We start from the raw sequence: 26,046 nt of genomic DNA on the forward strand, positions 1-26,046 counted from the left end.
GTGACGTCTCGATGTCGGTGCGCCCGGTTAGGGTTCAGCACCTCACGAAAGGACCGAACACCGGCAATGGGTTTCTCATCGAATTGGATTGCGTTTCAGGACCTCACACGCGAGGAGGTACACCGGCGTTTGGGGCTGGCGCCGACCGGTATCTGGGCGGACTCTCCCGCCGAGCCGTTCGTGGGTCGGCGGCTGCCGGACGGGCGTTACCTGATCGTCGAGGACCGCGCCCATGAGGAGGTGGCCGACACCTGGGACTTGGCAGCGCTGTCGCGTGGCGGTGGACTGTGGGCAGTGTCGGAAATCGACGGCCCCGGCTACGCCTATCTGTCGAGGTGGCACGATGGCGAGCAGCAGTGCGAGGCACTCAGCGACGGCGGCGAATGGGAACAGCAAGGGGCACTGCCCGCGGAATTCGATCCCGAAGTCCAGCAGCTGCGGGACGAGGAGGACGACGGCGAAGACGTCCATGCGGCGAATCTAATTCTCTCGATCGCCAAAAGGCTGACCGACTACGTGTGTGGCGACGTGCTGGACGAACGGCACTACGAGCTCTTGGCGCCGGTAGAGCAAGCTGCCACCCTTCAGCAATTCCGCCTCGCGGTCACAGAGGCACTGAGCGTGCGCGGGTTCGCCCCGATAGAACCCAACAATAGCCGCGCCTCGCTGTGGTTTGCGGCGGCGACGGACCTCACAGGAGTACAAGTCGCGCTCGAGCTCACCGTGGACTTCAATCTGCCGGCCGGTGTCCGGTTCGGTTGGGAGGCAATGCTGTTGTCGCAGCCGGTCACGGAGTTGTTCCGCGCTCTGCCGAGGACAGCCGCGCCTCTCGAGCCGGATTGGCACTCTCTCGTGATGCAGATTGACGAGTTGTTCACCGGATTGCCACGGTCGATCGTCATCGACGATCCGGACCGAATCGCCGAGGGTGTCGGCCAGCTCGTCGAGTTCGTCGACGGGCCTGTGGCCGATTGGCTGGCCGACCGGACCACCCTCGCAGAACTCGTTGCCGCAGCGAGGCAGCCACAACGGCGGTCATACGGGATGCACATCAGATTCCGGCTCCTGCAATCAGCCGCAGCGTTGTGTGTGCTGGAAGACTGCGATGAGCTGGCCTCCGATCTGATGGCGTGGTTCCTCGCGGACTACGAGTTCCACAACGACCAAGATCGTGACCGGGCAGAAGAATTCGACCGGGCTCTGCGCGATCGATTTCCCGGCTACGACGCTGCGCGAGCACAGCGAGTCAGTCGCACATAACGCAGCGGTCGCTCCGGCCCCCGAGCACCGACGGCAGCCGAAGCCCGGGGCCAAGTCAGAACAAGGTGTCACGAACGCGGAGCGGACGGTACCCAGTAGGTCCGAGCTGTGCCAGCTCGGCATCGATGTCGACTTCGATGGCGCCGATGAAGCTGATGTTCTCACTGTGTGCCGGGCTGATGTGGGCCAGCAGGTCGTCGTCTATGCGACGGCCCTCGCGCCGCATCTGCTCGACCGCTAGCGATCAGATGCACCCGCCAGGCCATGCCGCCGCTTCTGAGACGGTGAGCCGCCGCCCACTCCGGCGAACAATTGCCAACTACGTTGACCACGATCGATTCGCTTCGCCGCCACCCTAGTTGTCACACCGCAGGTCAGAGCGCCAGGAGATGACAACTACGATGACGATTCACACCCCCCCTCCCGCGCCTGTGAACCGTCATCACAGATGGCCATACGTCAAGATAGTTGGCACAGCGCCGATGCACGCTCGTCTCGCACTCGGTACGACTGCAACGAGGCGCCTGCCACCGCGACAGCGCACCGAGGGATCCCCGAGTTGTGTGGCCCGCCAGCTCCGGTTGGTGTCGGTCGCCCCAGTTAAATTCGATCCATGAACCGCAATACCATCGAAGCTCTTCCGGTTGGCCGGGCGTTTTCGCAGAGGGCCAAGGCGCTCGCGATGATCGACGCGATCCTGTGCCCGGAGTGGGAGTACCGCTACTACTCGTTCAACTCGGTATGGGGTTCCGGACAGTCGATGGCCTCGGCCCGAGACGGGCAAGGCGCCGAGTATTTTGCCCTGATCTCGGATGATGTCATCGGATTCAAGTCCTACGAACCCCAGAGTCCGGCGGTGCCGCCGCCTTCCGCCGGCTGGGCCGCTCATACGCCCGCAAACAAAGGGCTCGAGGACTTCTGGGGCGAACCGGCGTTTTCGATGGATCGCATCTCGTGGTTGGCGACGTGCGACGCGGGCAGCTGGCAGTTGCTCGCAGGTGAACTGCGAATTCCTGACCTGGCCGAAGCGCTGACCCGCGACGCAGATGAGCACGCCAGCTGGGCAGCCACCTACTACGAGCGGACCCCGAGCACCGAGCAGGTTGAGGCGATGCGGCACCTCTTCGACGGCGAACCTCTGACCGGCGAGATTGTGGCCGCGCTGAACCCGTCCGCGGTCATCGTCGACCTAACCGACGACATCACGGAGATCGGTTGGCCAACCGCGGTGTAGCCGTTGCTCTCGCGCGAACAAATTGCCAACTGTCGTGACCACGACCGCGACTGAAAGTCGCCACGGTAGTTGTCACACCACAGGTCGGCGCACCTGCGGATGACAACTCCGATGACGATTCACACCCGGCGCGGCACGCGCGCTCGATCATCGCTTGACGGTACCGACGTCTGGTGTGGACTGGCGCGCATGGGCGATCTCCGCAGCCTTCGCGCCAAGCGCGAGCCACAGGTCCGTGATGTCCTCCACCAGTTGACTTCTGGTGATGTCGAGGGTGCCCTCTGCCCACGCGAGAATTGTGTGTGCCGTGCCTCCGATGACGAAGGCGGGTCCGGTCGAGGCGAGGGAGTCGGTCTCCAGTTCGACATCGTGGATGGCGCGAGCATGCTCAACGAGGATGGCGGTGAGACCTTGGATGGCGTCGTCTCGCCGGGCATGCGCGATGGGAGCGCCCGCAGTTCCGCCGAGAAATACCCGCGCCTTGCGCCGGTCGGTACCCAGCACACCGACCACGGCGTCGACGGCGGCCCTCGCCTGAACGTCAAGCGGACGCTCCAGCGAAGCGAGGTACGTCGCGACCGCCGCTCCCCCCACCTCCTCGGCGATCTCGTCGATCACCCCACTGGACAGCGCATCGAGGTCCGGGAAGCTTTCGTAGAAGTAACGCTTGTTCAGTCCGGCCTCGGCGCAGATCCCCGCCACCGTCGCCGAACGCCAGCGGTCCTCGGCCATCGCCGTCAGCGCGACGTCAAGCAGGCTCGCCCGACGTCGACGGATCCGCTCGGCGGCGGGTTCGCCCCCATAGCTTCGATCGTTGATCGGCGAGTTCATGTCAGAGAGTTTCCCATCAACCTCTGCGTGCTGAGCCGTTGACAGGTGCCACCACATTTTGGCACAGTTCGGTACCACATTATTGGGTACGGATTGGTACCAGATTGGGGGCGACATGACATCCGGCACGAGAACCAACGACATCACCGAGGGCTCCGGGACAACCACCGCGATCCCGGACGTACTGCGCGAACTGCGGACACTCGCCGACCACAGCCCCGCCCGGGCCCGCCGGGAGGCGTGGTCGTACCTGCGTGAACTCGGCGACCGGGATGACCGCGGTGCCCTGGCGTCGCTGTTCGGCGCCGGCACCGAGCCGGACGGACTCGACGGGAAGCTCGAGGGCCTGATCGTGGGCAAGTTTGTTCGGTATCCCGGAGGCCGTGCTGGCGAACCAGCTGATGAAGATCGACCCGACCTGGCGCGGCAAATCGTTCAACCGCGCCGCAGGCACCGGCCTGAACAGGCTGGCCCCCATCGCACAGTTCGCAATGCCGGTGGTGACCGCCGGCTACCTCGGGCTCCGCAAGGTCGACGGGGAGATGGAAGGATTCCACTTCGACTTCGCGACAGACGCGGGGCTGATCGAGCCGAAAGTCACGGTGTGCGCCCTCGACTACGCGGTGCCGCGACACAAGAATCCCGGCGTGCGAACCTTCCCGATCCGGCACACCCGAGACGAGATCGTGCAGCTCATTCCCGGCGTCTACCTCGGACGCGCACTGCTCCTCAAGGGCAACCGAGCGCCCCGCCTCATCGCGTACTTCGCGCTGCGCCACCCCGTGGGCAGTGCGCTGTGATCGACCTCTGTGTGGCCACCGTCTGCGTCACCGGTGGAGCCCGCGGAATCGGACGGGCCACCGCGGCCGAACTCGCTACACGGGGTGCCGTCGTCCACATCGGTGACCGTGACCTCACCGCTGCCACGTCCACCGCCGCCGCCCTGGGACCGCGGGTACACGCCCACTCGCTCGACGTGACCGACGAGGCGTCGTTCCAGGACTTCCTCGACGCCGCAGCCGAATCCGGGCCGGTCGACATGTTGGTCAACAACGCAGGCATCCAGCACATGGGACGGTTCACCGACCTCGACCTGGGAGCGCTGCAGCGTGAGCTGGCCATCAACCTGGGCGCGGTGCTGACCGGTACACACCTGGCCCTGCCGGGGATGCTCGAACGCGGCCGCGGGCACGTGGTGAATGTGTCCTCGATGGCCGGCAAGGTCACCACACCCGGGATCGCGACGTACTGCGCGTCGAAGTTCGGTGTCGTCGCGCTGACCCGCGCGATCCGCGCGGAACTTGCAGGCAGCGGCGTCACCATCACCACCGTCCTGCCCGCGGCCACCCGCACCGAGCTGACCGCAGGCGTCCGGCTACGACTACAGCCCACCCTGCAACCCGGCACCGTCGCCGCCGCCATCGTCGACAGCGCACGCCACGGTCGCGGCGAAGTCACCGTCCCGCGCTACCTCGCCCCGATCAGCGTCCTAGAGGAGACGCTCCCGGCCGGAATCATGTGGCGGCTCAAACGGTTTGTCGGCGGCGCCGACTACGGCGCCTACGACTCCGGTCAGCGCAAGGACTACCTCAACCGAATTCACTCCTGAATTCACGGGCTCGACCTTCTGCAGTTGGCCGTCCACTCATCGAAGCAATTGCCAACTTCGATGACGCCAATCGCGTCATGGCGTCGTCACCCGAGTTGTCACACCACTTGTCAGAACCCCGGCAAATGCCAACTGGGATGACAGTTCACACCCCCGGGTGGGTGTGAACGGTCACCGCGCTTGGCCATTCGTCACCCGAGTTGGCCACTTCGTCAACATTGTTGGCCATTGGTCAGGATGGTTGGCCAGCGGCATTGGCTCGGACGAACCAAGTGGCGAGCTGTCGGCATGGGGGCTCTGGGCTGAGATACGACTGCGCCCCGGCGCCATCGATTGTGTCGATGACGTCCGGGGCACGGAAGGGTGAATCAGCCAAGGTCCGGGTGGCCGACCCACTCGACAATCGTCCAGCCCTTCTGCGGGCTGCCCTTGAGGGTGACGTGGCCGCCGTTACGCATCGGATCGGTGCCGAGTTTGCTCTTGTCGGCGTTGCTGGCGTTCATCATGGACCAGAACATGATGGTGCCGCCGTGCGAGAAGATCACCGGGTTGGTGCAGCCGCGGCGCTGCACATTAAGCAGTGCCTCATCGACGCGGGCGTCGAACTCGTTGCCGTCGATGGAGCCTGGAATCCGTGCGTTCAGGTCGCCGGAGAGCCACTTGATCGGCGACTGTAGGTAACCGGACAGCGCCGCAGCCTCCGGGGTGCCCTCGTACTCGCCTGCCTCGATCTCCCGGACACCGGGCTGAATGTTGAGGCTCAGGTCGTGCTTGGCGACGGTCGGTGCCGCTGTCTGCTGGGTACGCACCATGTTGGACGCGAAGGCGCAGTCGTAATCCTGGTCGGCCAGCTGGATGGCCAGGTTGCCTGCCTGTGTCTGACCGCGTGGGGTCAGGTCGGGTCCTGGCACCTTGGTGTCGATCAGGCCGGAGACGTTTCCGGCGGACTCGGCATGGCGCACCAGGGTGATGACCATTTCGCCGTCGCTGCTGCCGGAGCTGCCCCCGGAGCTTCCGAAGTCGATGTCGGCGGACGCGACGCCAGCGGTAGCGGTTGTGGCCGCGACCGCGGCCGCCATCACCGCAATGGATAGTCGAAGAGATCGGATTCGCATGGGTGAGAACGCCTTTCATCGTGGGGAACGCCACTTCAGGTATGCCGAAGAACCGAAATTTGGCGTGTCGCATCTCACAGAAGCAGCTATTTGCCAGAACCGACTACGGTGTGTCCCATCCATCGGGAGCCTCGCGCACCGGACCGCGCGCAGGGCGAAAACCACCGGGAGCGGAGGTGCGAGCGGCGTCCGTGTCATGGCGCTGGGTCTGCCGCCGATGCGGCCAGATACTGCACGTTGATCCGTTAGCTCGGATCCGAACGCTCTCGCCGGCGACACCGAGCGGTGGCATAGTGCTCGACTTCCGGTTCGGTTCGCCCGGAAAGTTCGCTTGAGCCGGTCAGGGAACGCATCAGCCTGATGATCGAACCGCCACATTTGTTCAGCAACGAACCGTCTCGAACAAATGCCAACACCTCTGTGATGAAGGCGGCGCTCTACGCTTTCATCCGCGAATCAACCTGCCGGACCCTGACCGTCGAGCAGACGACCTGATCGGCCGGCACGATCATGCCCATCCGTCGGAACAGAGGTCCTCATGCACTTGAATCATCGTCTCGGCCAGGCCGCCGAACGCGGCGACCTCGACACGCTGTCTGCGCGGATCGACGCTGGCGACGACATCGAAGAACGGCGCACGGGTACCGGGCGAACCCCGCTCTTGGAGGCCGCCATCGCCGGGCATCCCGAGATCGTGGAACGGCTTCTCGCCTGCGGAGCGGATCGAACGGCGTCGTGCACAGCGGTCGGTCACACCGCGCTGGAGTGGGCTGCCGTTCAAGACCACATCGAGGTGGCCAGGGTCCTGCTTGCTCACGGTTCCGGTCCGAACGAGCTTTCGGCGAACAGCTTCATGGGCCACACTCCCCTCATGCTCGCGGCCTCTGCCGGGCACACCGAGGTACTCCGACTGCTGCTCGACGCGGGAGGTGACCCTCAGCTGGAGGACAATCGCGGACAAAACGCGCTCTCGCTCGCGGAAAAGCACCGAAACGACGCGGCTGTGACGATCCTGCTCGAGGCGGGAGCAACTCCCCCTGCACCCCGGGAACCATCGACGGCGCGCCCCTGGCCCGAACTGACGTGGGAGCCGGAAGTACTCGATGGTCTTGGTTCTCCGATCCCTGACACGGCATCACCCGCTCAGGTGGTCTGGAGCTACATTCGGGCCATTCACGCGTGGGAAGCCGCGGCCTGGCCGGCGCTGCAGGCCGCCGAGTCGAAGGGCGAGCACTACGGCTTTGTCGCGGCGCTCGAGGTCGCAGGCGCAATCGCAGCCGCCCACTGCACCACCGGAAATCGACGCTACGTGCGTGCCGCCATCGGCGCGATCCCGGACATCTCACCCGAGTTCGCGCTCGTAGACGAGACCGAACCGACCGCCTCCCGTCGTGAGCTCCACGTCCGGCATCTGGAGCCGGTCGAGGCCGTTCACGAATACGAGTGGATCTTCGTCTGCGTCCGCAGAAGCAGGCGATGGCGGATCGATTCGGCGAAGTCCCGCATGATCGGCACCGACAAGTGGGGACAGGCCGTGCTGTGAAGGATCGAGGCTGTGAAGGATCGAGCCGGACGAGCAGCGATCGATCCCCCGCCCGCAGCACGAGTTCAGACAGGCCACCGGCGGAACCGAGAAGAGGCGCGTCGGCCTCGTGGACATGAGGGGCGGATTCTTCTCGACCGCCACCGACGGCACGGTGGCGAGCCTGATCGGCATGCGGCCGGCCTAGATCGGCATTCCGGAACCCAGGAAATCGATGATGCGAAGGATCTGATCGAGATCGAACGGGTCGCGCCCCGCCTGTGCCAGCATGGCCCCGGTGAGCGCGCCCGCCAGCGCGCGGATCTCGAAATCCTCTGTGCTGCGCCCGGTTCGCGCCGCCGCGAGCCCCACCATCAGTTCGATATTGCGCTCGAATTCCCGGGCGATGACGCCGCGCAGTTCCGGGACCGAGTACACCAGGTCGACCCTTTCCTTCTCGAACGCGTAGTCCTCGTCGGAGATCTCCTCGAAGGATTCGATGGTGGCCTGGCGGAGGGCCGCGAGCAGCGGCATATCGGCGGGTTGGCGTTCGATGGCCTGGATCATGACCGGATCCAGGTCGTCGGCGAGCACCACCTGCTCCTTTGACGGGAAGTAGCGGAAGAAGGTGCTGGGTGAGATTTCCGCGGCGTCCGCGATCTGTTCGACGGTGGTCTCGGTATAGCCCTGTTCCCGGAAAAGGCGGAACGCCTCGGTGCGAATGGTGCGCCGAGTGCGTTCCTTCTTCCGTTCCCGCAGCGTCGGCTTGGGCCGACGTGAGGGTTCCTCGGAATGTAGAGCGTTGGTGGACTCAGCTGGCATGAACCGATTGTGCAGCATCAGTCTCGGGCTCCGGCGTCGCCGGCGCTCGCCGGGTCAGCGTCGCGGCCAGAACGGTGGCGGCCAGGCAGATCGCGGCGCACACCCAGAGCATGACGCTCATGCCGTCCATGAATGCTCTCTGCACGTGGGTGAGCACCGCCGGGTCGCCCAGCTTGTGCGCGACTCCGATTCCGGCGTTGACACCATCGGAGATGGGGTCATGGTTGAGCTCGCCGAGGCTGGAGCGGTACTGCGTGGACAACACGGTACCCAGCACGGCGACGCCGATGGTTCCCGCCGCCTGCCGCAGCGCCTGCAGTAGGGCCGAGCCGGAGCCGGCGCGTTCAGGGGTGAGGTCGTCCATGGCCAGCCCCATGGCGGCGGGCATGACCAGGCCCATACCGAATCCGAGGAGGACCAGCGCGGTGGCCGCGAGCTCGTAGCCGCTGTCCACGGTGAGCAGTGCACCCATGCCGAGTCCGGCTGCAAGCAGAGCGAATCCGGCGGTCAGCACTGCGCGCAACCCGGCCTTGGGCAACACGCTGTCCACCACCCGGCTACCGACAGCGAGCCCGCCGATGAGCGGCAGCAGCCGAAGCCCGCTCCCGAGGGCGTCGGTGCCGAGCACGGACTGGAAGTACTGCGGCATGGTGAAGAAGATGCCGAACATGGCGAAGTTGACGAGAACTAGATAGGCGGTACCCCAACGGAACCCGCGTGCGACGAAGAGTCGGAGGTCGATCAGCGGATAGGCCGCGCGCCGCTGCCACAGCACGAACGCCCCGAGCACGAGCACGCCGCCGAGAATGGCCGCCCAGGCGAGGCCGTCGCCCCAGCCCTCCTCCCCACAGCGAATGAAACCATATGTGAGACCGAGCATTCCGATGGCCGACAGGGCGACACCCGGCAAGTCGATCCGGAACTTGTTGCCGGAGCTCGATTCCGGCACCAGCAGCGCGACGGCAGTCGCACCGATGGCCACCATGGGCACATTGAGCAGGAACACCGAACCCCACCAGAAGTTCTGCAGCAGCCAGCCGCCGACGATCGGGCCGAGCGGCAGGCCGATGGCGGTGGAGGTGATCCAGATGGTGAGGGCGCGCTGACGCTCCGCCGGTTCGGGGAACAGGCCGGGCAGCACCGACATGGACAGCGGCATCATGGCGGCCGCCGCGACGCCGAGCACCACGCGGGCTGCGATGAGCTGTCCGGAGGAGGCCGCAAAGGCACAGGCGATCGAGGCCGCACCAAACAGCAACAGGGCGCCGAGCAGGAACTTCTTGCGTCCGTAGCGGTCACCGAGCGCGCCGGCCGGAAGCATGAAGGCGGCGAGGGCGAGTGTGTACGCGCCGCTGAACCACTGCAGTGCGGCGGTGTCGGCCTGGAGGTCGACGGCGAGGGTAGGCAGGGCGACGGTCAGGACGGTGACGTCGAGCCCAATGGTCAGCATGGCGACGGCCAGGGCGCCGAGGGCCAGCCAACGGCGCACTCCCGGTTCTTTCATGACAGTTCCAATCATTTGGCTTCAACTTGATAATGAGAGTGTCTCTCATTTTACTGTTGCTGTCAAAAACTTGGCGTGTCATCCATCGCCACTCCCCTGGATGACCGTCCCGATAGCCGACCTTTCTTGCTAAGTGAATGGCGTTCACCTAGCGTGGTGAACGCCATTCACCTTCGAGGGGGTTTCGCTGTGCCCACTGATTCGCATCCATCGACGTCTCTGACCGCCGACCGTGGCGTCATGGCTGTTCTGGCGGCAGGCGGCATCGTCACCACGCTGGTGCAGACCGCAGTCGTGCCGCTGCTGCCGCAGCTGCCCCGCCTGACCGGCGCGGCGCCGGTCGATGTCGGGTGGGTGGTCACGCTCACGCTGCTGACCGGCGCGGTCGCCACCCCGCTGCTGGGGCGTGCTGGGGACATGTACGGCAAGCGGCGGATGCTGCTGCTCGCGCTCGGGGCGCTCACCGCCGGGTCGCTGGTGTGCGCATTCGCCTCCACCCTCCCGTGGCTATTGGTGGGGCGGGCGCTGCAGGGTGTGGGCGCCGCGGTGGTGCCGCTGTCGATCAGTTTCCTGCGGGGTGTGCTGCCGCCGCAGCGGATGGGTTCCTCGGTGGCGCTGATGAGTTCGACCGTGGGCGTCGGCGCGGCTCTCGGCCTGCCGCTGGCCGCGGTGCTGGTGCAGTACGCGGACTGGCACGCGATGTTCTGGGCCATGACCATGCTCTCGACGGGAGTGCTTGCCCTGGCGTGGCGGCTGCTGCGGGAGGAGCCGGTCCGGTCACCGGGGCGTTTCGACCTGCTCGGGGCGGGCGGGCTGAGTGCAGGGCTGGTGTTTCTGCTGCTGGCGCTGTCCAAAGCGGGTGAGTGGGGCTGGGGCAGTTGGCGGCTTCTGGGTCTGTCGGGGGCGGCGCTGCTGATCCTGACTGGCTGGACCGTCCAGCAGCGCCGCGTGTCGCGGCCGCTGGTGGACGTGCGCCTCGCCATGCGTCCAGCGGTTCTGCTGCCGCACCTGGCCGCGTTGCTGGCCGGGTTCGCCTTCTACGCCAACTCCCTCGTCACCGCGCAATTGGTACAGGCGCCCCGGGCCACCGGCTACGGCCTGGGACTCTCAGTGGCGGCGGCGGGTGTATGTCTGCTGCCCAGCGGTGTGATCATGGTGCTGTGCGCTCCCTTGTCCGCCCGGCTGTCCGCCACCCGCGAACCCAAGACCACCCTCACCCTGGGCACGGTGGTCATCGCGGCCGGCTATGGTCTGCGTTTCGCCGACAGTCGGCAATTGTGGGCGGTCATCGCGGGCGCGGCGGTGGTCTCGGTCGGCACGGCGCTCGCCTACTCCGCCCTGCCCATGCTGATCATGCGGGCGGTGCCGCTGGAGCAGACCGCCGCGGCGAACGGCCTCAACGTCCTCACGCGCACCATCGGGCAGGCCCTGTGCAGCGCAGTGGTCGTCACCGTGCTGGCCCAGCACACCCGCCTGTTCGCCGACACGGCGGGCGTGGCGGCGCCGACCCTGGACGGGTACCGCTTGGCCTTCGCCGTGGCAGGCGCGGTTGCCCTGCTAGCCTGCGCGGCCGCCTGCCTCATCCCGCGCCAGCCGCGACCCGCGCCGTCCCCCCTCCAGGAGACTGAACAAGATGCCCGACCCGAGCTCCCCCTCCCCGCGCAGCGCCCGCCTGCGAACGACGTCCAAGAACCCACCGGCACCGACACCGCCGCCGACGCCCGACCCGGCCCCGGACCGGCCGTCACGACCGCGTGACGCCGACGCCCGCCGCGCGGACATCCTCGCCGCAGCCCGGCGCGCCTTCGCACGCCACGCCTACGCCGACACCACCATCGCCGCCATCGCCGATGACGCAGGCGTCAGCCCGGCGCTAGTGATGAAGTACTACGGCACCAAGGAACACCTGTTCACCCAGGTCTTCACCTTCGACGCCGAAGCCACCGCCCTCTTCGACGCACCCCTGGAAAGCCTCGCCCGGCACATGGTCCTGCACCTGCTCGCCACCCAACGCGGACAGACCCGCGACCCGATCCTGCGCATCGCCTTCTCCCGCCACCACCTGGAGCTCGGCGGGCAGGCACGAGCCAACTTCCGCACGCAGGTCATCGACGCCCTCGCCGCCCGCCTCCCCGGCCCAGGCGCCCCGCTGCGAGCGGAGATGGCCATCGGCGTTCTCCTCGGCCTCGGCGCCCTCTACGCGACCGTCCAAGCCGACCAGCTCACCCAACTGGACCCCGACAAGGTCGCCGACCTGTACGTCCCACTCCTGCAACCCCTGCTCTGCGGCGAGGCCCCGGCGGGCCCCTGACCACCGCCGGATGGGCCGGACCCGATCGCGGCGACGAACTCCGGCCGGTCAGTCTTCGCACCCGATGTGGTGGCGATCCATAAGGCTGCCTGACGGATCTGCTGGTCCGGGCGCCACTGCTGGCGCCGAATCTGGGCGAATCATCCAGAGCAGCACCGAATACGACTCAGCAGGGGCGCCGTGGAGGTTAGACGGACCGACGATCGATTGCAGGCGAATGACGCTGCGCCGCAACCACAGACGAGCAGTCACCGATTCCGAGGCCTCACTATCAACTATTGGCTGTAAGTTCCCGGCGCGCCCCGCAATCCGACTGGCGCGACGATCATTAGGTTGAGTCAGGAAGAACTGTTCACAGGTACCTCCCAGAATCGCTCAATGGCATCGCGTTGGTCGATCCGGCCGAGTATGCAGGGGTGAGAGAGGTGCTCGGTACCTCGACGAACGAAAGCGGCGGAGAGGGATGAGCCGACCGGTGGCACGCCTCGTCAAGCTCGGCATCCGGGCCCTTGCCGGCCTTATGGTGAACTTCGCCGTGCGCGCGGTGATCGCGTCTTTCACCACGAAGGACTACTACGAAAAGCACGTACGCGAAGCGGTTGCCCTTGGATTCGCAGAGCGCAAGGTGAACGTGCGTGACGGCCTCGAAATCAACATCGCTGAGGGACCGAGTGGAGGCACCCCCCTGCTGTTGATCCCGGGCCAGGGCAGTATCTGGAAGGAGTACTGCAAGACTCTCCCGCACTTGGTCGAGGACTTCCACGTGGTTGTCGTCGACGTTCACGGCCATGGCGAAAGTACCTGGAACCCGGCCGACTACACGGCAGTACAGATTGCCGACGACATGGCCGCGCTCATCGAGAAGGTGTTCGGAGAACCGGCGCTCATCGCAGGACATTCCTCGGGGGGTCTTGTCGCGGCAGTGATCGCCGATCGCCACCCGGATGCGGTGCGCGGAGCGCTTCTCGAAGATCCCCCATTCTTTTCGACGGAGCCCAGCCGGGTACCGCATACCTATGTCTACATCGACAACTACCTCAGCGTTATTTCCTTTCTCGCGCAGAGCGAAGAACCTGACTGGGTGTGCTGGTACATGCCCCGGAGCTACTGGACTCGCTACTTCGGTCCGATGTGGCACGTATTCACCACACAGGTGACAAGGCAGCGCAGAGCAGACCCGGATCGCCTGCCTCTGATCCGCTGGGTGTCAGTGAAAACCAACCGCATATGGGAGAGCGCGAGCCACCCGTATGATCTCCGCTTCACCGCGGGTTTTGTCGACAACTCGTGGTTCCGGGGATTCGACCAGGCAGAAACGCTCCGCGGGATCGCCTGCCCAACAGTGTTCCTCAAAGCAACCACCCGGCACGATCGCCGAGGGAACCTGCTCGCGGCGCTGAGCGATGAAGATCTCGCCCACGTCGAAGAACTGCTGCACGACAACCACACAGTCCGAGTGCGCAGCTCACACGACATTCACTTCGCGCGAACGAGCGCTTATGTTGGCGCCCTTCAAGAGCTCTCGAAAGCAGCGAGAGAAGGAAACTAAGTGGTGGTGTCCGTGCGGGCCGTTGGAGACACCGACGTCGAGGCGGACCACGCGGACAACAGCATCGCAAGGCGTTGCTCGAAATCGTCGCGTGGGATGGTCACTTAGTTGGCAGAGTCAGCGTTGCCGGGTCGAGGTGGGATGGGGCGATCTTGACCAAGCCAGACTTGAACGACCGGGTCGAACCCGTGCAAACCAACTCCTCAGTCGAGGTGGCCGCCGAAATTCCAACACAGCAAAAGAACCTGCGGCGTGGTTTCCCATGGGCTACAGTCCCGTCCGCTCAATGAGCAATGGGGCGAGACAGGCAGGGCACGACGTCTGGTCTTTCCCGTAACAGGGAGGGACAAGTGCGCTGACCACCATGCCTACTGTGCGGCAATCGGTTCCGGCCGGGTGTGAAGACGGGTGTATCTCGTCGACTGAGCGAATCTCGTATGCGGATGTTTGCCTGTGGCTTGTGAGTGCACTTCCGGCATGACCGCCGGTTGCGGTGGCGAGGAGGTTGGGCGTTGATCAGCAGTGTTCGGATGGTGCTATCCGCAGCGGCGGTGGCGATCGTGTGTGGCCTGACCGGGTGCCGCGCAGCGCACATCGACCTTGCCCCGTTTGTGCTGCCGGAACCGAGCGGGGCGTCGGAGGTCGGCACGATGACGTTTCACGTAGGAGCGGATCCTGTCGCTGAGCGGGAGCAGACCATGGCGCAGCTGTGGTATCCCGCGAAGACGCGGGCCGACCAAGCGCGGGCCGCATGGTTGGAGCCGGAGGTCGCCACCGTCCAGGCCCCCGCCCTGGCGCAGCTGCTGGGGGTGGATGCCGCAAGCATCCCCGACCTCGCGCGTATCGACTCGAACTCGGTGGCCGGTGCGGATGTGGCGGCTGGGGCAGGCGTCCCGGTGGTGGTCTTCTCCCCCGGGCTGGGCAGCACCCGAACCACCAGCACGGCGATCGCGGAGCAGCTCGCCAGCGATGGGATCGCGGTACTGGCCGTGGATCATCCGGGGGACTCCGCGGCGATCCGATTCCCCGACGGGACCATTCGGACAGGAACGCGGGCGGCACAGTTCGAGGCTGCCGCCTCCGACACCGACCGTCTCCGCATGCTCTCCGACGACGCGACTGCCGGGCGGGCGCGTGACCTCATCGGCGCACTCGATCTGCTCTCGGGCTTGAACGACGGCGGAACGGATCCGGACGGGCTGGTTCTGCCTGCCGGCCTGGCGGGCGCGCTGGACACCTCACGGGTGATCGCGATGGGCCATTCGCTTGGCGGCGCCGCCGCATTGCAGGCGGCAGCGGACGATCGGCGCATCGTCGGGGCCGTGGACCTGGACGGGACGCCGTGGGGGCCGGTCGCGAATGTGGGCGCCGCGGTCCCCACGCTCGTGGTCACGAGCGCCGACACCGACCCCGCAACGGATCCGGCCCTCTCCCGGCTGCTCGGACTCCCCGGACAGGACATCGCACATGTGGCCGTCCCCACCGCACGCCACTACTCGTTCACTGATCTGGAATGGTTCGCCCCCCAGCTCGGCGACCTCGGCACGGAGATCGTCGGCCACGCCGACCCCACCGACCTGCATCGCGCGCTGGGCGCCCTCCTGACCGCCTTCCTCAACGAAGGTGCTGCAGGCAAGACGGGGCTCGTAGATGCCGCGATCACCGACAACCCCATCCTCCACCACAACTGACGTCCCACGGCCGAGACGCATTCAGAAGTATGGGTGCAGCTCGAGCGGGCGGTCGACGCGGAGGAGGCGGTGAAGAGGCCGACTCCGCGTTCCACCGCTTGCGGCCGCGGCCCGGCAGATGGAGGTGAGGTAACGCGACGCCCTGAAACCTCGATTTCCAGAATGTGCCACTCCCATCCCCCTGTGTGTGGCACACGAGCCCTGCCGGATGCGCGACATTCGGCAGGGCTCGTTTCATGAGCGAGGCCGTCGGCGTCCTGACACCGGCGGCCTCTCGAGAGCATGCACGGCCAAAGGAAGTGCGGCCAACGCCGTGCACGCGCGGTCCAGCAACCAGGCTCCACCCGAACCCTAACCCCAGAGAGCGGCCATGGCGTCGTCCATACCGACTGGAGGGCGACCATGCTGTGCCCCGAGGTCGGCCGCCTGTGCCACCAGCTCCTCGTTCGTTGGCTGTCCCCGTCCGGCGTAGTCCTCAAGACCGACTCGGACATGGCCGCCCGCTTGCAGGGCTGCGCCGGCGAGCCCTGATCCGAGCACGTCTCCCCACGGCACCCCGACCATCCACGGAAGTCCTACGTCGCTGATCATCTCGACGTAGGCATTCAGACTGGTCCGCGTCGGCGGTAGGCCGAACAGTGCCGTCGGTCCGCCGAAATACAGCTGGACCTTCGTCCGCGCTGGCAGCCGGCCCGCCTTGTGGTGCGCGAGGGTGAGCCGGAGGAAGCCGGGTTCGTAGATGGACACGTGAAGTGGTAGGTCCGCCTCACGACAGGGCGCCGCGCTGATGGAGTTCTACGATGTGGGAGAAGCGCTCGGCAATCGCGGATGAGCGCTCACCCGATGTCGTGGGGTGCAGCAGCAAACCGGGGCGAGTTGCCCAGATTTGGCGCCACGCCGCTTCGTAGGGATCGGCCGAATGCACGCTCGGCTCACCGAAGTTCGGCTCGTCGTTGTGGTTATGCACGATGGATGCGCCTGCGTCGACACAGGCGAGAGTCGTCGCGAAGATCTCCTCGACCGTACGCGGAACGTTGGGATTGGCCATCTTTGACCTCGACCCATTGATCGCTGCCTCGATCACCAGCGGCTTGCCCGAACTCACTCGACCCCCATGTGCCGGTACGGATTCCGGTTCCCGTTAGAGCGCGGAACGTCCAGTGCTCGCGAGCAGCCGTTCTGGGGCGGCGGCGTGGCGACCGGCCGGTTCGACATCGGCGAAGTACCCATGTTCGCGTTGCGTCTGCAGGATCGCGGCACCGCGATCGAGAATGTAGACAGCGAGCGCGTTATCTATCGACGACTCGGCATCAAGGGTGCTCTCGATGTCCCACGCATGCACCACGAGTTCTTCGACGCGCATGCGCAGCAGCGCGCCGCCGCTGACCGTCTTCATCGGGTGATGTGCACGAATCGACCCGGCATCGGGTTGCGCGAACAGCGTTCGCAACTCGGCGGACAGGTGCTCGTGGGCGACGCGTGGATCGTCGCCCACATGATCGGCCGTGCGGGTCCAGACAGCGCCCTCCGGCATGCCGCCACGCAGGTAATGCGCATAGCGCACTGCACCGCCGCAGACATGATTGGCGACGTCCTTGATGGTCCAGTCACCGCAAGTGGTGGGGCGGGAAAGTTCAGCGGCATCCAACGACCCGAGAACCTGCGAAAATGATTGAGTCGCACGGTCAAGCGCGTCGAGATCCTCCGGTTCCAACACGATGGTGTCCAACATGGCCGCAACGCTATCGGAACCACCGCTTGTCGGACGTATCCAGAGTCCTTCCTCCTAGACGAGGCGGGAGAGCTGAGCTCTCACTCATCATCAGTTCCTGCTCGGCCGATCACGGACATACCACGCGACCCAGAAAAACGGAAAGAGAATCCCAGCGGCCACGGCCGCGGGAAGTCTTCCAACCCTCCGAAACTCACCAACCGCTGTCATTGAGCCGAATGCGAGATAGAGGACTGCAATTACCAGGGTGGTCGCCCAGGCCAGAGTCACGGTTCCCGCTTCCAAAGAGTGCGATGTTCGATCCGAGGTGTGGGTGATGCCACCCTGGAGATAGGTCGGCACGACCCACATTTGCACTCGGTGGCCTTACATCTGGATATGCCCCAGATCTCCCAGCCGAAACTAGCACTCTGGCAGATTTCTCAGGCTCAGGACTCGGCGATGATCTTGAGGACGCGGGCCACTACCCGGTCACCTTGATCACCATTGGTTATCACGGCGACGCCGAAGCGCTGGCTGGGATTGATCAGGAGACGGGCGTAGTAGCCACGGTTGACTCCTAAGTGGCCGACCATCTGTGGGCCGTCGATCTCTACGCCGAGGCCGTACGCGCCGTCGGTGCCGACGACCGGTTGGCGGAGTTGGACCGCGACCGGATCATCGGAGGCCATCCAGGCCGCGAACCGACCAAGATCGTCGACCGAGGTGCAAAGACCGGCGGCGGCGGACTCGGCATAGCGATAGCGCGGCATCGGCCGGCCTTCTTGATCGTGGCCGGCGATCACCTCCGGCCCGCAGGCATAGCCGGTGCTGTTCATGCCCAGTGGAGCGAGCACTTCTTTCTCGATCACCTCCGGCAGCGGAGCGCCGGTGACCGACTCCGCGTACAGCTGAGCGATCGTGTAACCGCCACCGCTGTAGCGGTAGCGACCGGGCTTCTCGGACTGGCGGACCGGCTCGGCACCAGCGCGTCCGAGCAGCGAGTCGACCGTCGACGCCGCCGGCTGCGATGTTCCCAGATAGCCGGGCACGTTGATGCCGGCGGTGTGGCTGAGCAGCGTCCGCAACGTGATCGCGGCCGGATCTGGACCGTCGCCTGGCAGCGCCCAACCCTGCAGACGGTCGAGCGCCGGCTTATCGAGCTGGTCGGCGAACCGGCGTACCAGGCCCGCCGCGGCAACCGTCTTGGATATCGATCCGGCCTGAAAGATCGTGCCTTCGTTGACCGGACGACCATTCTGCTCGCCGAAGCCGTGAACGTACGACGGCTGGCCGTCGATGATCAATGCGACCGCGGCCCCCGGCACCTTCGCCTCGGCCAGCACACCTGGCAGCTCCCGCTCCAGCCGGGCGATCGCCGCGGCCGGGTCGTCTGGCCGCCGTAGCTCGTCGGTGTCGCGTACGAGCCACCAGACCGCAATCCCAGCCACCAGGGCCAGCACCAGAACGGCACTAAGGGTCAGCACTCGTCGCCGCGTCATGGATCCACCTTGTCGAAGACCGTGATTAGTGTTGATCTTGGTCCGCCATGCCCTGTTTGGCGCCGCCCCGCCCGGTTGTGGAGCGGTCTATGCGTCGCGTTTCGTGATCACGATCGACGCAGTCGCCATGAGGACGGTAGCGATCATTGCGATATACGCGAACGCCCACCAGCCCGGAAGGATCGCGGCGGTCTCGAGCGATTCAGGGGCGCTGTCGAACAGGAAATGCAGGGCTACCGTGAAGGGCAGCCACGGCTCGAGGGCGGATCCGACACCGGGAATGGTGGGGACGACGTTCTCGATAAGCAAGGGGTAGAGCACGATGAGCGCTACCGCGGCGATGGTGTTTCTGATGAGCATCCCGACTGCGACTGCCATCGCAGCACCGATCGCGTAGACCAGTCCGACCCCTGCGACTGCGCGCAACTGCGCACCTGTGGTGATGGACGCGACGCCGCTGGGATTGACGAGCTTGGCAGTTCCGTAGGCGAGCCAGCCAGTGACTTCGCCGATCAGCGCAGCCAGTAGCCCAACCGCAGCCGTCTTAGCGAGAACGACCGTGCTCCGATTGGCAGTTGCCTGGAAGGTGAGTTTGATTGTCCCAGTCCGATATTCGGTGGTCGCCGCGAGTGCCGCCATGATCATGACGATCACAAGACCGGGGACACATCCGGTCTGTGTGGTGATGACTGATGCTGGCATGTTGTCCGCGGACTCGGGCAAGCCCAGATCGGTTGCCCTGCGGTGTATTCCCGCCCACACCACGGCCCAGCCGCACGCACAGAACACGATCAGGGCGCCGCACCACCGCGTCGATCGCATGGAGACCACTTTGACGAGTTCCGCGGCGAGCATGTGCACCAATTCCGTTTCTGAGGTTCGCCCTCGCATATCAGTCACGCGCGGTCATGCCTTCGACACTGCTCATCAGATTCACCAACGCATCCTCCAGCGAGCTATCGGAGGTCGCGACTTCCGAGAGTTCGAGTTCATACACCGCGGCGATCGTTCCCACCTCGCGGCGGTTAGCGGCCGCGACCAGCAGGCTCGGTGCCTGCTCTCCCCCCCGCTCGACGTGCAAGTCGGGGCTGCTGAACGTTGGGATTCCCTTGGCGCGCAACGCGTCTTCGAGCTTCGACAATTGCGGTGATCGCACCTTCAACATGCCGCCGCCTGCCTGTGCGATGAACTCGTCGGTCGTGCACCGCGCGACAAGGCGGCCGCGATGGACGATCACCAGGTCGTCGGCGAGGACGGCGATCTCGGGGACGGAACGGCCGGATACCAGTACCGTGCGGCCGTCGCGGGCACACTGTGCGAGCATCCCTCGGATCCACGCGATATCTCCTTGCCCGCGATCATCGAAGGGCGCGTCGGCCACCACCACTGACGGGTCTCCGAGAAGCGCCGACGCCACGCCGAGCCGTTGCAACATCCCACCGGAGAAGCTATCGATCCGCTCGTCCGCCGCATACGTCAGGTCGACCTGCTCCAACACTGCGTCCACACGACGCAGGGAGACCCTGCCAGCCAGTGCCACCCAGCGCAGATGCGTACGGGCAGACCTGTATGGATATATCCAGCCTGCATCGAGAATCGCCCCCACCGCCGTCGAAGGTCGTTCCAGGTCCCGAAATGGGCGGCCGCCGATGAGCGCGTGGCCGCTGGTCGGGTGGTCGAGTCCCAGCAACATCCGCAGGGTGGACGATTTCCCTGCACCACTATGACCAAGGAGCGCAGTGACTCGACCCGTTCTCGCAGTGAATGACAAGTCATCGACAGCAAGCGTTGACCCGTAACGTTTGGTCAATCGGTGTGCCTCGATCACCATTTCCTCCCCCCATCATGCAGACCGCTCGACTTCCTCCAGGTACCTACAGGCTGTGGACTCACCGTCTTCGGCGGACACTGCGCGGAACGGTCAGCGGCTTCCGCAGCTCTCTCAGTCGATCACCGACACCGACCTCGAGCCGATGAGGCCGCTTGGTCAATGTTGTCCTTGTCATGCCCACTGCAGCACGGCGCCCGAACCTAATGTGGCTCAGCACATGCGGCCATTACCGTCACCCAGACGGCAAGCTGTCGGCTCAAGATTTCGTCTATTTGTTCCTCCCCTGTAGCGGAACAGGCCAGACGCCACGCCCTGGCTTGTCCCGCCCCGCTGCTCAATTGAGCGGACGGGACTGTAGCCCATGGGTAACCACTCCGCCGGTTTTTTTGCTGCAACCGCCAACTTGAGGGTTCCGGTGTGTCCGTCAACGAATCGTGTTCGAACGGGGCTGCCCGACGCGGTGCGGGCCGATACGGGCACCGGTGCGCCCCCTCTCCGGACGGTCGCCGTTGACGTCTCGCCAGAACTGGCACTGAAAGGGGAAGCTACGGATGATCCTCGGGTAGCCCGCGGGACATCCACTTCTCGTCTGACTCCTCGGGATCTGGTCTGTCCCGCCCAATGAGGGCTGTTCCGCCGGCAAGGAGTACGAGAAAGCCGGCAATGAGCACGATGACGACTACCAATTTTCCCCCTGTAGTTCGCCTGCACCGGTGTGCAGGTCTGCTACGCAGCCCCATCCCGGCCGCGTCGCTGGCCCGGGAGGCTACCAACTGGTTCGCCATTCGTAACGGAATATTTGGACATTCGTCCGACTCAGATCGGTCACCAGAAAGTGAGCGCCACCTCGAGGCACTGAAGCAAGTCGTCGCGTAACGGTGCGCCACAGGCGTTCCGCGACTTGCCGTTTGAGGCAACGCATGGCCTCACGCGATGTCTTGCCTTCGGCCATCTAGCCCTGGTGGTAGGTACGTCCGTCGCTGCTGGGTGGTCGGGCTTGGGGTGGCGGCGACGATGTGGATGGCGGCGTTGAGGGGTTGGACGCGTCGACGTGGGATGGTGCGACCTCGAGCAGATGCACGCTCACTCGCGGGAACCCGCGTGGATGACCGTAAGCTCGCCGCGTGTGACGGCGCGTACGGTCGATACCTCCCATGACGCGGCCTTCGCCCATCGCTCGAACGCGAGCAGACCGCTCCTGTCTGCGGTCGCGTAGTCCGCATAGTCCATCAATCCGGACGGTGCCGTGCCGGTCGTTCCCACTGCGGTGAACTGAACAGCACCGGACCTGACCTGCCGGTATACGCGGTTGTCGAGAGCCACGTCTTCGCCGGGCTCGAGGCCGGTCCCCTCGCACCGCGTCCACAGCGTCATCTCCAGTTCGCCCTCTTCGTACTCGACCGTGAGCCGGCGACGGCCGGTCGGACCGTCGAGCAGGTGCTCGTGCCAGCGAAATCCCTCCTGGTCGAAGTTGATCGTGCCGCCGACGACGTGATCGACACCGGCATACGTGACGATGTCACCGACACCGATCCGGAGCGGGTCGTAGGCCTCCGGGTTGGCGGCGAGCGAATCGACCCGCGGTAGCGCACCGGGAGTGCTTGTGCGCCGGCCGAGTATGACGTTCCCGGCGATCGAGATCAGAACCAACAGGGCGAGTAGAAGAATCACGGCACCCATCCCGACAGTGTTCCCCTCACGCTGGACTCGACAGCTACCGTAATGCGTACCGAAATGCGCAACGCCTCGGTCACCGTCGTAGACGACAGCGATCGAGGCGTTGTTCACCGGCCATTGCCCGATCCGATCGAGCGTCTGCACCCGATCAGATTGCGGGGCACGCCCGATCGGCGATTTACCAGTCCGCTTCGGTGTAGCGGATGACGCCGCGAATGTTCTTGCCGTCGAGCATGTCCTGGTAACCCTCGTTGACCTGTTCGAGCGAGTAGGTGTTGGTGACCATGTCCTCGAGGTTGAGCAGGCCGGCCCTGTACAGGTTCAGCAGGTTCGGGATGTCCACGCGGGTATTGCAGCCACCGTAGATGTTGCCCTGCAGGCCCTTCTGGAGCAACGTGAACGTGAACGCGTTGAGCTTGGCGTCCATGTCGGCGATGTGGCCCATCGCGGTGAGGACGCAGCGACCGGTCTTGGCTGTGAGCGTCAGGGCCGGGTCGATGTACTCGCCCTTCATCTCGCCGACGGTGATGATCGTCTTCTGGCACATGCGGCCCCAGGTGATCTCCATGATCGGCTCGATCGCCTCCTCCATCGAGGCGAACGCGTGCGTGGCACCGAACTTGAGCGCCTGCTCGCGCTTGAACGGCACCGGGTCGATCGCGAAGACGTGGCGCGCACCTGACGCGACCGCGCCCTGCAGTGCGAACATACCGACGCCCCCGACGCCGATGATGGCGACCGATTCACCCGGTTTGATCTCGGCGATGTTCGTCGCCGAACCCCATCCGGTCGGGACACCGCAGCCGACGAGGGCGGCGAGCTCGAACGGAATGTCCTTCTCGATCTTGACGACGGAGGACTCGTGGACGGTTATGTAGGGCGAGAACGTGCCGAGCAGGCTCATCGGGACCACGTTCTCCCCGCGAGCCTGGACTCGGTAGGTGCCGTCGGCGATGGCCTGGCCCTGCAGCAGCTTCATACCGAGATCACAGACGTTCGAATGGCCCGACACGCACGACGGGCAGCGCCCACACGCCGGAATGAACGAGAGCACCACATGGTCGCCGACCTCGAGATCCTTGACCCCATCACCGAGCTTGGTGACCACACCCGCACCCTCATGGCCACCCATCGCCGGGTAGGACGACATCGGCGTCGCACCGGTAACGATGTGATGATCGGAGTGGCACATGCCGGCAGCTTCCATGCGGATCTGCACCTCGCCGGCGACCGGGTCACCGAGTTCGATCTCCTCGACTGACCACTTCTCGTTGATGCCCCACAGCAACGCGCCCTTGGTCTTCATTGCAACACCCTCCCCGTATTGACTATTGGCAGCTGTGACCATAGCCACAAACTTCTCAAATTGGAACAGGTTCTAGTTTGTTCGTTCGGGCAACCATGAACAGGAACGGGCCTCGGCCACCCGCGGCGCCTCGCGCTGGCCGACGTTCTGGCGTATTACCTTGCCCGCCATACGCTGGGGCCTGACCTACGATGTCGCGCTCACCGCAGCGCGCGCTCTCGCGAGTTCGGTGCGGCACTCATGGTTTCCACAGCGTCGCCGGGCAATTCGCAGACACTGACCCTGCCGGTACACGGCCGCTACGCCAACGATCACAACACCTTTGGCACGTAATTGCGCGGCGGCACTACTGATGGGTTTGGCCGTAATGGTTCTGCCGGCAGTGACCCTCCGCGAAGGCCGCCTCAGCCCGGCACCGCCGACATCGTGATCGCTCGTCAGTCTTGCCCAGGCCGATTCAGGGCTCGGTCTGGACGTCCTCAGCGTTCTCGTCAGTCCGCGGCGGCAAGATACTCGCTGTAGAACAGTCCGAGGCCGACCGCCGATGCAATCGCCGCGAACAGCCAGAACCTGATGATCACGACTGTTTCGGGCCAGCCTCCGAGCTCGAAATGGTGGTGCAGCGGCGCCATTCGAAAGACGCGACTGTGAAAAGTGCGAAAGACCGCGATCTGAATCAGCACTGATGCCGCCTCCACGACGAACAACGCACCGATCATGACTGCAAGCAGTTCCGTCCGAGTGGTGATGGAGAGGCCCGCCAGGAGCCCTCCCAGTGCGAGCGAGCCGGTATCGCCCATGAAGATTTTTGCCGGCGCTGCGTTCCACCACAGGAATCCAATACAGGCGCCCACGCCGGCGGCACAGATCAGTGCCAGGTCGAGCGGGTCGCGCACGTCATAGCAGCCCTCGCCCGGGGCGGTCTCGCAGGCATTTCGGTACTGCCAGAACGTGATGATCGCGTAGCCACCGAGCGCCAACCCCATCGACCCGGCGGCGAGGCCATCGAGACCATCGGTCAGATTCACCGCGTTGGACCACGAAACCACCACCAGACAGGTGAACAGGACGAACACGATTGCGCCCATCGCGATGGTGGTGTCCCGGATGAGCGACAGGTTCGTGCTGGCAGGCGTCAGACCGCTACCGCCGCGAAAGTTTAGAGCGAGTATCGCGAAGATCACCGCGGCGGAAAGCTGGCCGATGTACTTGCCGGTTGCCTTCAGGCCGAGGTTTCGTCGCTTCCGAATCTTGATGTAGTCGTCCAAGAACCCGACGCCGGCGAGAGCTGTTGTGAGGCCGAGTACCAACAGGCCCGAGGCTGACGGACCGTTCGCCTGATACCCGATGCCGATCAGGTGCGATCCCAGATAGCCGGCCCACAGCCCGCACAGAATCGCGACCCCGCCCATGGTCGGTGTTCCGCGCTTGGCCTGATGACTCGCTGGCCCCTCGACTCTGATCTCCTGACCGAAGCCCTGCCTCGAAAACGCCCTGATCAGAAGCGGTGTCAGCAGAATCGATACCGCAAGTGCAATTCCAGCCGCAAAAAGTATCTGCCTCAATATTCCCCCGCATAGTGCAATCCCAGCGCTGTCATCGACTCAATCAAGCGCAGGCGATTGGGCTAAGTCCCCTCAACTGAACGGGCCCAATCATCCCTGACTGCGGCAACGCCGACTCGGTCGCCTCACCCGGTCGATCCAGACACCGGCGAGGCAAGCCGCCAGGGAGGCGAGGGCAGACCACCGCGTCAGAACGGGCATGGGACGGCCACCACGGTGGGCCGCCCAGCGGTCCGGTAGCGGACCCGCTCACAGACCCTTCGGTAGTGCCCTCAGGGCCCCGACGCTTAGGCTGAGATCGCGATCAAGCCGGGGGGCGAATTTGATTGGTTGCCCTCCCGCGTCCACAGCCGGGCATATGAGGGGACCATCATGGGCAAATCAGCAAGGCAGGCACTCGCGGGGGACATCGCCGCAGTCAGGCCCAAGGGCTACTGGGTCAGCGTCTACCGCACCATTTCAGATCCTGAAAAGCTGGCTGCCTACGACAAGCTGGCCGGTCCGGCCGTCCGGCTCGGAGGCGGGCGGCTCCTCTCGCGTGGCGTTCAGGTCGTCGCCCACGACGCCGGCATCGCCGAGCGCACCATCCTGATTGAGTTCGACAGTTTTGAACAGGCCGTCGCGGCGCGCGAGAGTAAGGCCTACCAGGAGGCGCTGGATGTCCTCGCCGACGGCGTCGAGCGTGACTTCCGCATTATCGAAGGTCTTGACTGATCGGCGACCTGCCCGGTGTCCTCACGCCTCCCGCGAATGACGCTCGCGGGAGGCGTGAGGACCGAGGATCCCGTCGCTTTTCTACGGACCCAGGACTTCGATTCGGCCGAACCAGCGTCCTGCCAGACCCGGGATACCACCTATATGGGGCCTGGCCGTGGTCCCGTTCTCCGGTTGGAACGGAACAGAGAGGTACCTGCGACTGCGCCGAAGCCGGGAGTGCACCACAGACCGGACAGCGCAAACGTCTACACTGAACGAGGCCGACACAGAGTGCTCCAACACGCAACGT

At 65.2% G+C, this 26,046-nt stretch carries 23 protein-coding genes and 3 pseudogenes; 11 read left to right on the forward strand and 15 right to left on the reverse strand.

What is annotated here, in order from left to right; genetic code table 11:
• Positions 1-66: 66 nt before the first annotated feature.
• Positions 67-1,260 (forward strand): hypothetical protein, encoded by a 1,194-nt coding sequence (locus tag ACWFRB_RS06685; protein ID WP_452639702.1) that lies wholly within the window; start codon positions 67-69, stop codon positions 1,258-1,260.
• 55 nt (positions 1,261-1,315) lie between these two features.
• Here ACWFRB_RS06685 and ACWFRB_RS06690 read toward each other — a convergent pair.
• Positions 1,316-1,501: pseudogene (locus tag ACWFRB_RS06690) on the reverse strand (hypothetical protein); the annotation flags it as partial.
• 372 nt (positions 1,502-1,873) lie between these two features.
• Here ACWFRB_RS06690 and ACWFRB_RS06695 point away from each other — a divergent pair.
• Positions 1,874-2,494, forward strand: a complete 621-nt coding sequence (locus ACWFRB_RS06695; protein WP_452639704.1) for a hypothetical protein — start codon at positions 1,874-1,876, stop codon at positions 2,492-2,494.
• 147 nt (positions 2,495-2,641) lie between these two features.
• Here the strand turns inward: ACWFRB_RS06695 and ACWFRB_RS06700 are convergent, their stop codons facing one another.
• Positions 2,642-3,325: a TetR/AcrR family transcriptional regulator gene (locus ACWFRB_RS06700; protein ID WP_452639758.1), complete on the reverse strand. Its 684-nt coding sequence runs from the start codon at positions 3,323-3,325 to the stop codon at positions 2,642-2,644.
• A 362-nt stretch (positions 3,326-3,687) separates the two neighbouring features.
• On the opposite strand from ACWFRB_RS06700, the gene ACWFRB_RS06705 reads away from it, so the two are divergent.
• A complete protein-coding gene (locus ACWFRB_RS06705; protein ID WP_452639705.1) occupies positions 3,688-4,125 on the forward strand; it encodes a hypothetical protein in 438 nt (145 codons plus the stop codon).
• Positions 4,122-4,934, forward strand: a complete 813-nt coding sequence (locus ACWFRB_RS06710; RefSeq protein ID WP_452639707.1) for an SDR family oxidoreductase — start codon at positions 4,122-4,124, stop codon at positions 4,932-4,934. Before ACWFRB_RS06705 ends, ACWFRB_RS06710 begins: the two co-directional genes overlap by 4 nt.
• 368 nt (positions 4,935-5,302) lie before the next feature.
• Here the strand turns inward: ACWFRB_RS06710 and ACWFRB_RS06715 are convergent, their stop codons facing one another.
• Positions 5,303-6,013 (reverse strand): histidine phosphatase family protein, encoded by a 711-nt coding sequence (locus ACWFRB_RS06715; RefSeq protein ID WP_452639709.1) that lies wholly within the window; start codon positions 6,011-6,013, stop codon positions 5,303-5,305.
• Positions 6,014-6,587: 574 nt separating this feature from the next.
• Here ACWFRB_RS06715 and ACWFRB_RS06720 point away from each other — a divergent pair.
• Positions 6,588-7,592 (forward strand): ankyrin repeat domain-containing protein, encoded by a 1,005-nt coding sequence (locus tag ACWFRB_RS06720; RefSeq protein WP_452639711.1) that lies wholly within the window; start codon positions 6,588-6,590, stop codon positions 7,590-7,592.
• Positions 7,593-7,775: 183 nt separating this feature from the next.
• Here the strand turns inward: ACWFRB_RS06720 and ACWFRB_RS06725 are convergent, their stop codons facing one another.
• The 3 genes and pseudogenes from ACWFRB_RS06725 to ACWFRB_RS06735 form a co-directional block, all read right to left on the reverse strand.
• The gene (locus tag ACWFRB_RS06725) at positions 7,776-8,165 is read right to left on the reverse strand and encodes an acyl-CoA-like ligand-binding transcription factor (RefSeq protein WP_452639760.1); all 390 of its coding nucleotides are present in this window, start codon (positions 8,163-8,165) and stop codon (positions 7,776-7,778) included.
• A gap of 3 nt (positions 8,166-8,168) precedes the next feature.
• A pseudogene (locus tag ACWFRB_RS06730) lies at positions 8,169-8,411 on the reverse strand (TetR family transcriptional regulator); the annotation flags it as partial.
• Positions 8,383-9,897, reverse strand: a complete 1,515-nt coding sequence (locus ACWFRB_RS06735) for an MFS transporter (protein WP_452639712.1) — start codon at positions 9,895-9,897, stop codon at positions 8,383-8,385. The pseudogene ACWFRB_RS06730 and the gene ACWFRB_RS06735, both read right to left, overlap by 29 nt.
• Positions 9,898-10,137: 240 nt before the next feature.
• Here ACWFRB_RS06735 and ACWFRB_RS06740 point away from each other — a divergent pair, with 240 nt between their 5' ends.
• The 4 genes from ACWFRB_RS06740 to ACWFRB_RS06755 all read left to right on the forward strand — a co-directional run bounded on the left by ACWFRB_RS06740 (position 10,138) and on the right by ACWFRB_RS06755 (position 15,448).
• Complete coding sequence (locus tag ACWFRB_RS06740; protein WP_452639714.1) at positions 10,138-11,655, forward strand: MFS transporter; 1,518 nt, start codon at positions 10,138-10,140, stop codon at positions 11,653-11,655.
• A gap of 22 nt (positions 11,656-11,677) precedes the next feature.
• Positions 11,678-12,208, forward strand: coding sequence for a TetR/AcrR family transcriptional regulator (locus ACWFRB_RS06745; protein WP_452639761.1), 531 nt, complete (start codon positions 11,678-11,680; stop codon positions 12,206-12,208).
• A gap of 475 nt (positions 12,209-12,683) precedes the next feature.
• On the forward strand, positions 12,684-13,757 hold the full coding sequence (locus ACWFRB_RS06750; protein WP_452639716.1) for an alpha/beta fold hydrolase: 1,074 nt from the start codon (positions 12,684-12,686) through the stop codon (positions 13,755-13,757).
• A gap of 530 nt (positions 13,758-14,287) precedes the next feature.
• Positions 14,288-15,448, forward strand: a complete 1,161-nt coding sequence (locus ACWFRB_RS06755; protein WP_452639718.1) for an alpha/beta hydrolase family protein — start codon at positions 14,288-14,290, stop codon at positions 15,446-15,448.
• A gap of 351 nt (positions 15,449-15,799) precedes the next feature.
• Here the strand turns inward: ACWFRB_RS06755 and ACWFRB_RS06760 are convergent, their stop codons facing one another.
• The 8 genes from ACWFRB_RS06760 to ACWFRB_RS06795 all read right to left on the reverse strand — a co-directional run bounded on the left by ACWFRB_RS06760 (position 15,800) and on the right by ACWFRB_RS06795 (position 23,475).
• Complete coding sequence (locus ACWFRB_RS06760; RefSeq protein ID WP_452639719.1) at positions 15,800-16,195, reverse strand: 3-keto-5-aminohexanoate cleavage protein; 396 nt, start codon at positions 16,193-16,195, stop codon at positions 15,800-15,802.
• Positions 16,196-16,214: 19 nt separating this feature from the next.
• Positions 16,215-16,553: a 3-keto-5-aminohexanoate cleavage protein gene (locus ACWFRB_RS06765; protein ID WP_452639721.1), complete on the reverse strand. Its 339-nt coding sequence runs from the start codon at positions 16,551-16,553 to the stop codon at positions 16,215-16,217.
• A gap of 36 nt (positions 16,554-16,589) precedes the next feature.
• A complete protein-coding gene (locus ACWFRB_RS06770; RefSeq protein ID WP_452639723.1) occupies positions 16,590-17,180 on the reverse strand; it encodes a TIGR03086 family metal-binding protein in 591 nt (196 codons plus the stop codon).
• Positions 17,181-17,608: 428 nt separating this feature from the next.
• Positions 17,609-18,661, reverse strand: coding sequence for a serine hydrolase domain-containing protein (locus tag ACWFRB_RS06775; RefSeq protein ID WP_452639724.1), 1,053 nt, complete (start codon positions 18,659-18,661; stop codon positions 17,609-17,611).
• 87 nt (positions 18,662-18,748) lie between these two features.
• Entirely contained in the window at positions 18,749-19,516 is a 768-nt protein-coding gene (locus ACWFRB_RS06780; RefSeq protein WP_452639725.1) for an ABC transporter permease subunit, read from the reverse strand.
• A 37-nt stretch (positions 19,517-19,553) separates the two neighbouring features.
• Positions 19,554-20,492: an ABC transporter ATP-binding protein gene (locus tag ACWFRB_RS06785; protein WP_452639727.1), complete on the reverse strand. Its 939-nt coding sequence runs from the start codon at positions 20,490-20,492 to the stop codon at positions 19,554-19,556.
• Between the two features lie 1,083 nt (positions 20,493-21,575).
• The gene (locus ACWFRB_RS06790) at positions 21,576-22,172 is read right to left on the reverse strand and encodes a DUF4178 domain-containing protein (RefSeq protein ID WP_452639729.1); all 597 of its coding nucleotides are present in this window, start codon (positions 22,170-22,172) and stop codon (positions 21,576-21,578) included.
• Positions 22,173-22,347: 175 nt separating this feature from the next.
• Positions 22,348-23,475 carry an NDMA-dependent alcohol dehydrogenase gene (locus ACWFRB_RS06795; RefSeq protein ID WP_452639730.1) on the reverse strand — a complete coding sequence of 376 codons (1,128 nt, stop codon included), beginning with the start codon at positions 23,473-23,475 and terminating at the stop codon, positions 22,348-22,350.
• Positions 23,476-23,572: 97 nt separating this feature from the next.
• Here ACWFRB_RS06795 and ACWFRB_RS06800 point away from each other — a divergent pair.
• Positions 23,573-23,905 (forward strand): annotated as a pseudogene (locus tag ACWFRB_RS06800) (ABC transporter permease subunit); the annotation flags it as partial.
• A gap of 61 nt (positions 23,906-23,966) precedes the next feature.
• Here ACWFRB_RS06800 and mraY read toward each other — a convergent pair.
• The gene (gene mraY / locus ACWFRB_RS06805) at positions 23,967-25,040 is read right to left on the reverse strand and encodes a phospho-N-acetylmuramoyl-pentapeptide-transferase (RefSeq protein WP_452639732.1); all 1,074 of its coding nucleotides are present in this window, start codon (positions 25,038-25,040) and stop codon (positions 23,967-23,969) included.
• 372 nt (positions 25,041-25,412) lie between these two features.
• On the opposite strand from mraY, the gene ACWFRB_RS06810 reads away from it, so the two are divergent.
• Positions 25,413-25,754, forward strand: coding sequence for a DUF1330 domain-containing protein (locus ACWFRB_RS06810; RefSeq protein ID WP_452639734.1), 342 nt, complete (start codon positions 25,413-25,415; stop codon positions 25,752-25,754).
• Positions 25,755-26,046 lie beyond the last annotated feature (292 nt).

This window comes from Rhodococcus sp. NPDC055112 (assembly GCF_053607505.1).

What these genes read in the sequence shown, in the direction of transcription:
- ACWFRB_RS06685 (WP_452639702.1), top strand. Translation starts at nt 67, where the DNA reads ATGGGTTTCTCATCGAATTGGATTGCGTTTCAGGACCTCACACGCGAG.
- ACWFRB_RS06695 (WP_452639704.1), top strand. Translation starts at nt 1,874, where the DNA reads ATGAACCGCAATACCATCGAAGCTCTTCCGGTTGGCCGGGCGTTTTCG.
- ACWFRB_RS06700 (WP_452639758.1), bottom strand. Translation starts at nt 3,325, where the DNA reads ATGAACTCGCCGATCAACGATCGAAGCTATGGGGGCGAACCCGCCGCC.
- ACWFRB_RS06715 (WP_452639709.1), bottom strand. Translation starts at nt 6,013, where the DNA reads ATGGCGGCCGCGGTCGCGGCCACAACCGCTACCGCTGGCGTCGCGTCC.
- ACWFRB_RS06720 (WP_452639711.1), top strand. Translation starts at nt 6,588, where the DNA reads ATGCACTTGAATCATCGTCTCGGCCAGGCCGCCGAACGCGGCGACCTC.
- ACWFRB_RS06735 (WP_452639712.1), bottom strand. Translation starts at nt 9,897, where the DNA reads ATGAAAGAACCGGGAGTGCGCCGTTGGCTGGCCCTCGGCGCCCTGGCC.
- ACWFRB_RS06740 (WP_452639714.1), top strand. Translation starts at nt 10,138, where the DNA reads ATGGCTGTTCTGGCGGCAGGCGGCATCGTCACCACGCTGGTGCAGACC.
- ACWFRB_RS06755 (WP_452639718.1), top strand. Translation starts at nt 14,288, where the DNA reads ATGGTGCTATCCGCAGCGGCGGTGGCGATCGTGTGTGGCCTGACCGGG.
- ACWFRB_RS06770 (WP_452639723.1), bottom strand. Translation starts at nt 17,180, where the DNA reads ATGTTGGACACCATCGTGTTGGAACCGGAGGATCTCGACGCGCTTGAC.
- ACWFRB_RS06775 (WP_452639724.1), bottom strand. Translation starts at nt 18,661, where the DNA reads ATGACGCGGCGACGAGTGCTGACCCTTAGTGCCGTTCTGGTGCTGGCC.
- ACWFRB_RS06780 (WP_452639725.1), bottom strand. Translation starts at nt 19,516, where the DNA reads ATGCTCGCCGCGGAACTCGTCAAAGTGGTCTCCATGCGATCGACGCGG.
- ACWFRB_RS06785 (WP_452639727.1), bottom strand. Translation starts at nt 20,492, where the DNA reads ATGGTGATCGAGGCACACCGATTGACCAAACGTTACGGGTCAACGCTT.
- ACWFRB_RS06790 (WP_452639729.1), bottom strand. Translation starts at nt 22,172, where the DNA reads ATGGGTGCCGTGATTCTTCTACTCGCCCTGTTGGTTCTGATCTCGATC.
- ACWFRB_RS06795 (WP_452639730.1), bottom strand. Translation starts at nt 23,475, where the DNA reads ATGAAGACCAAGGGCGCGTTGCTGTGGGGCATCAACGAGAAGTGGTCA.
- ACWFRB_RS06810 (WP_452639734.1), top strand. Translation starts at nt 25,413, where the DNA reads ATGGGCAAATCAGCAAGGCAGGCACTCGCGGGGGACATCGCCGCAGTC.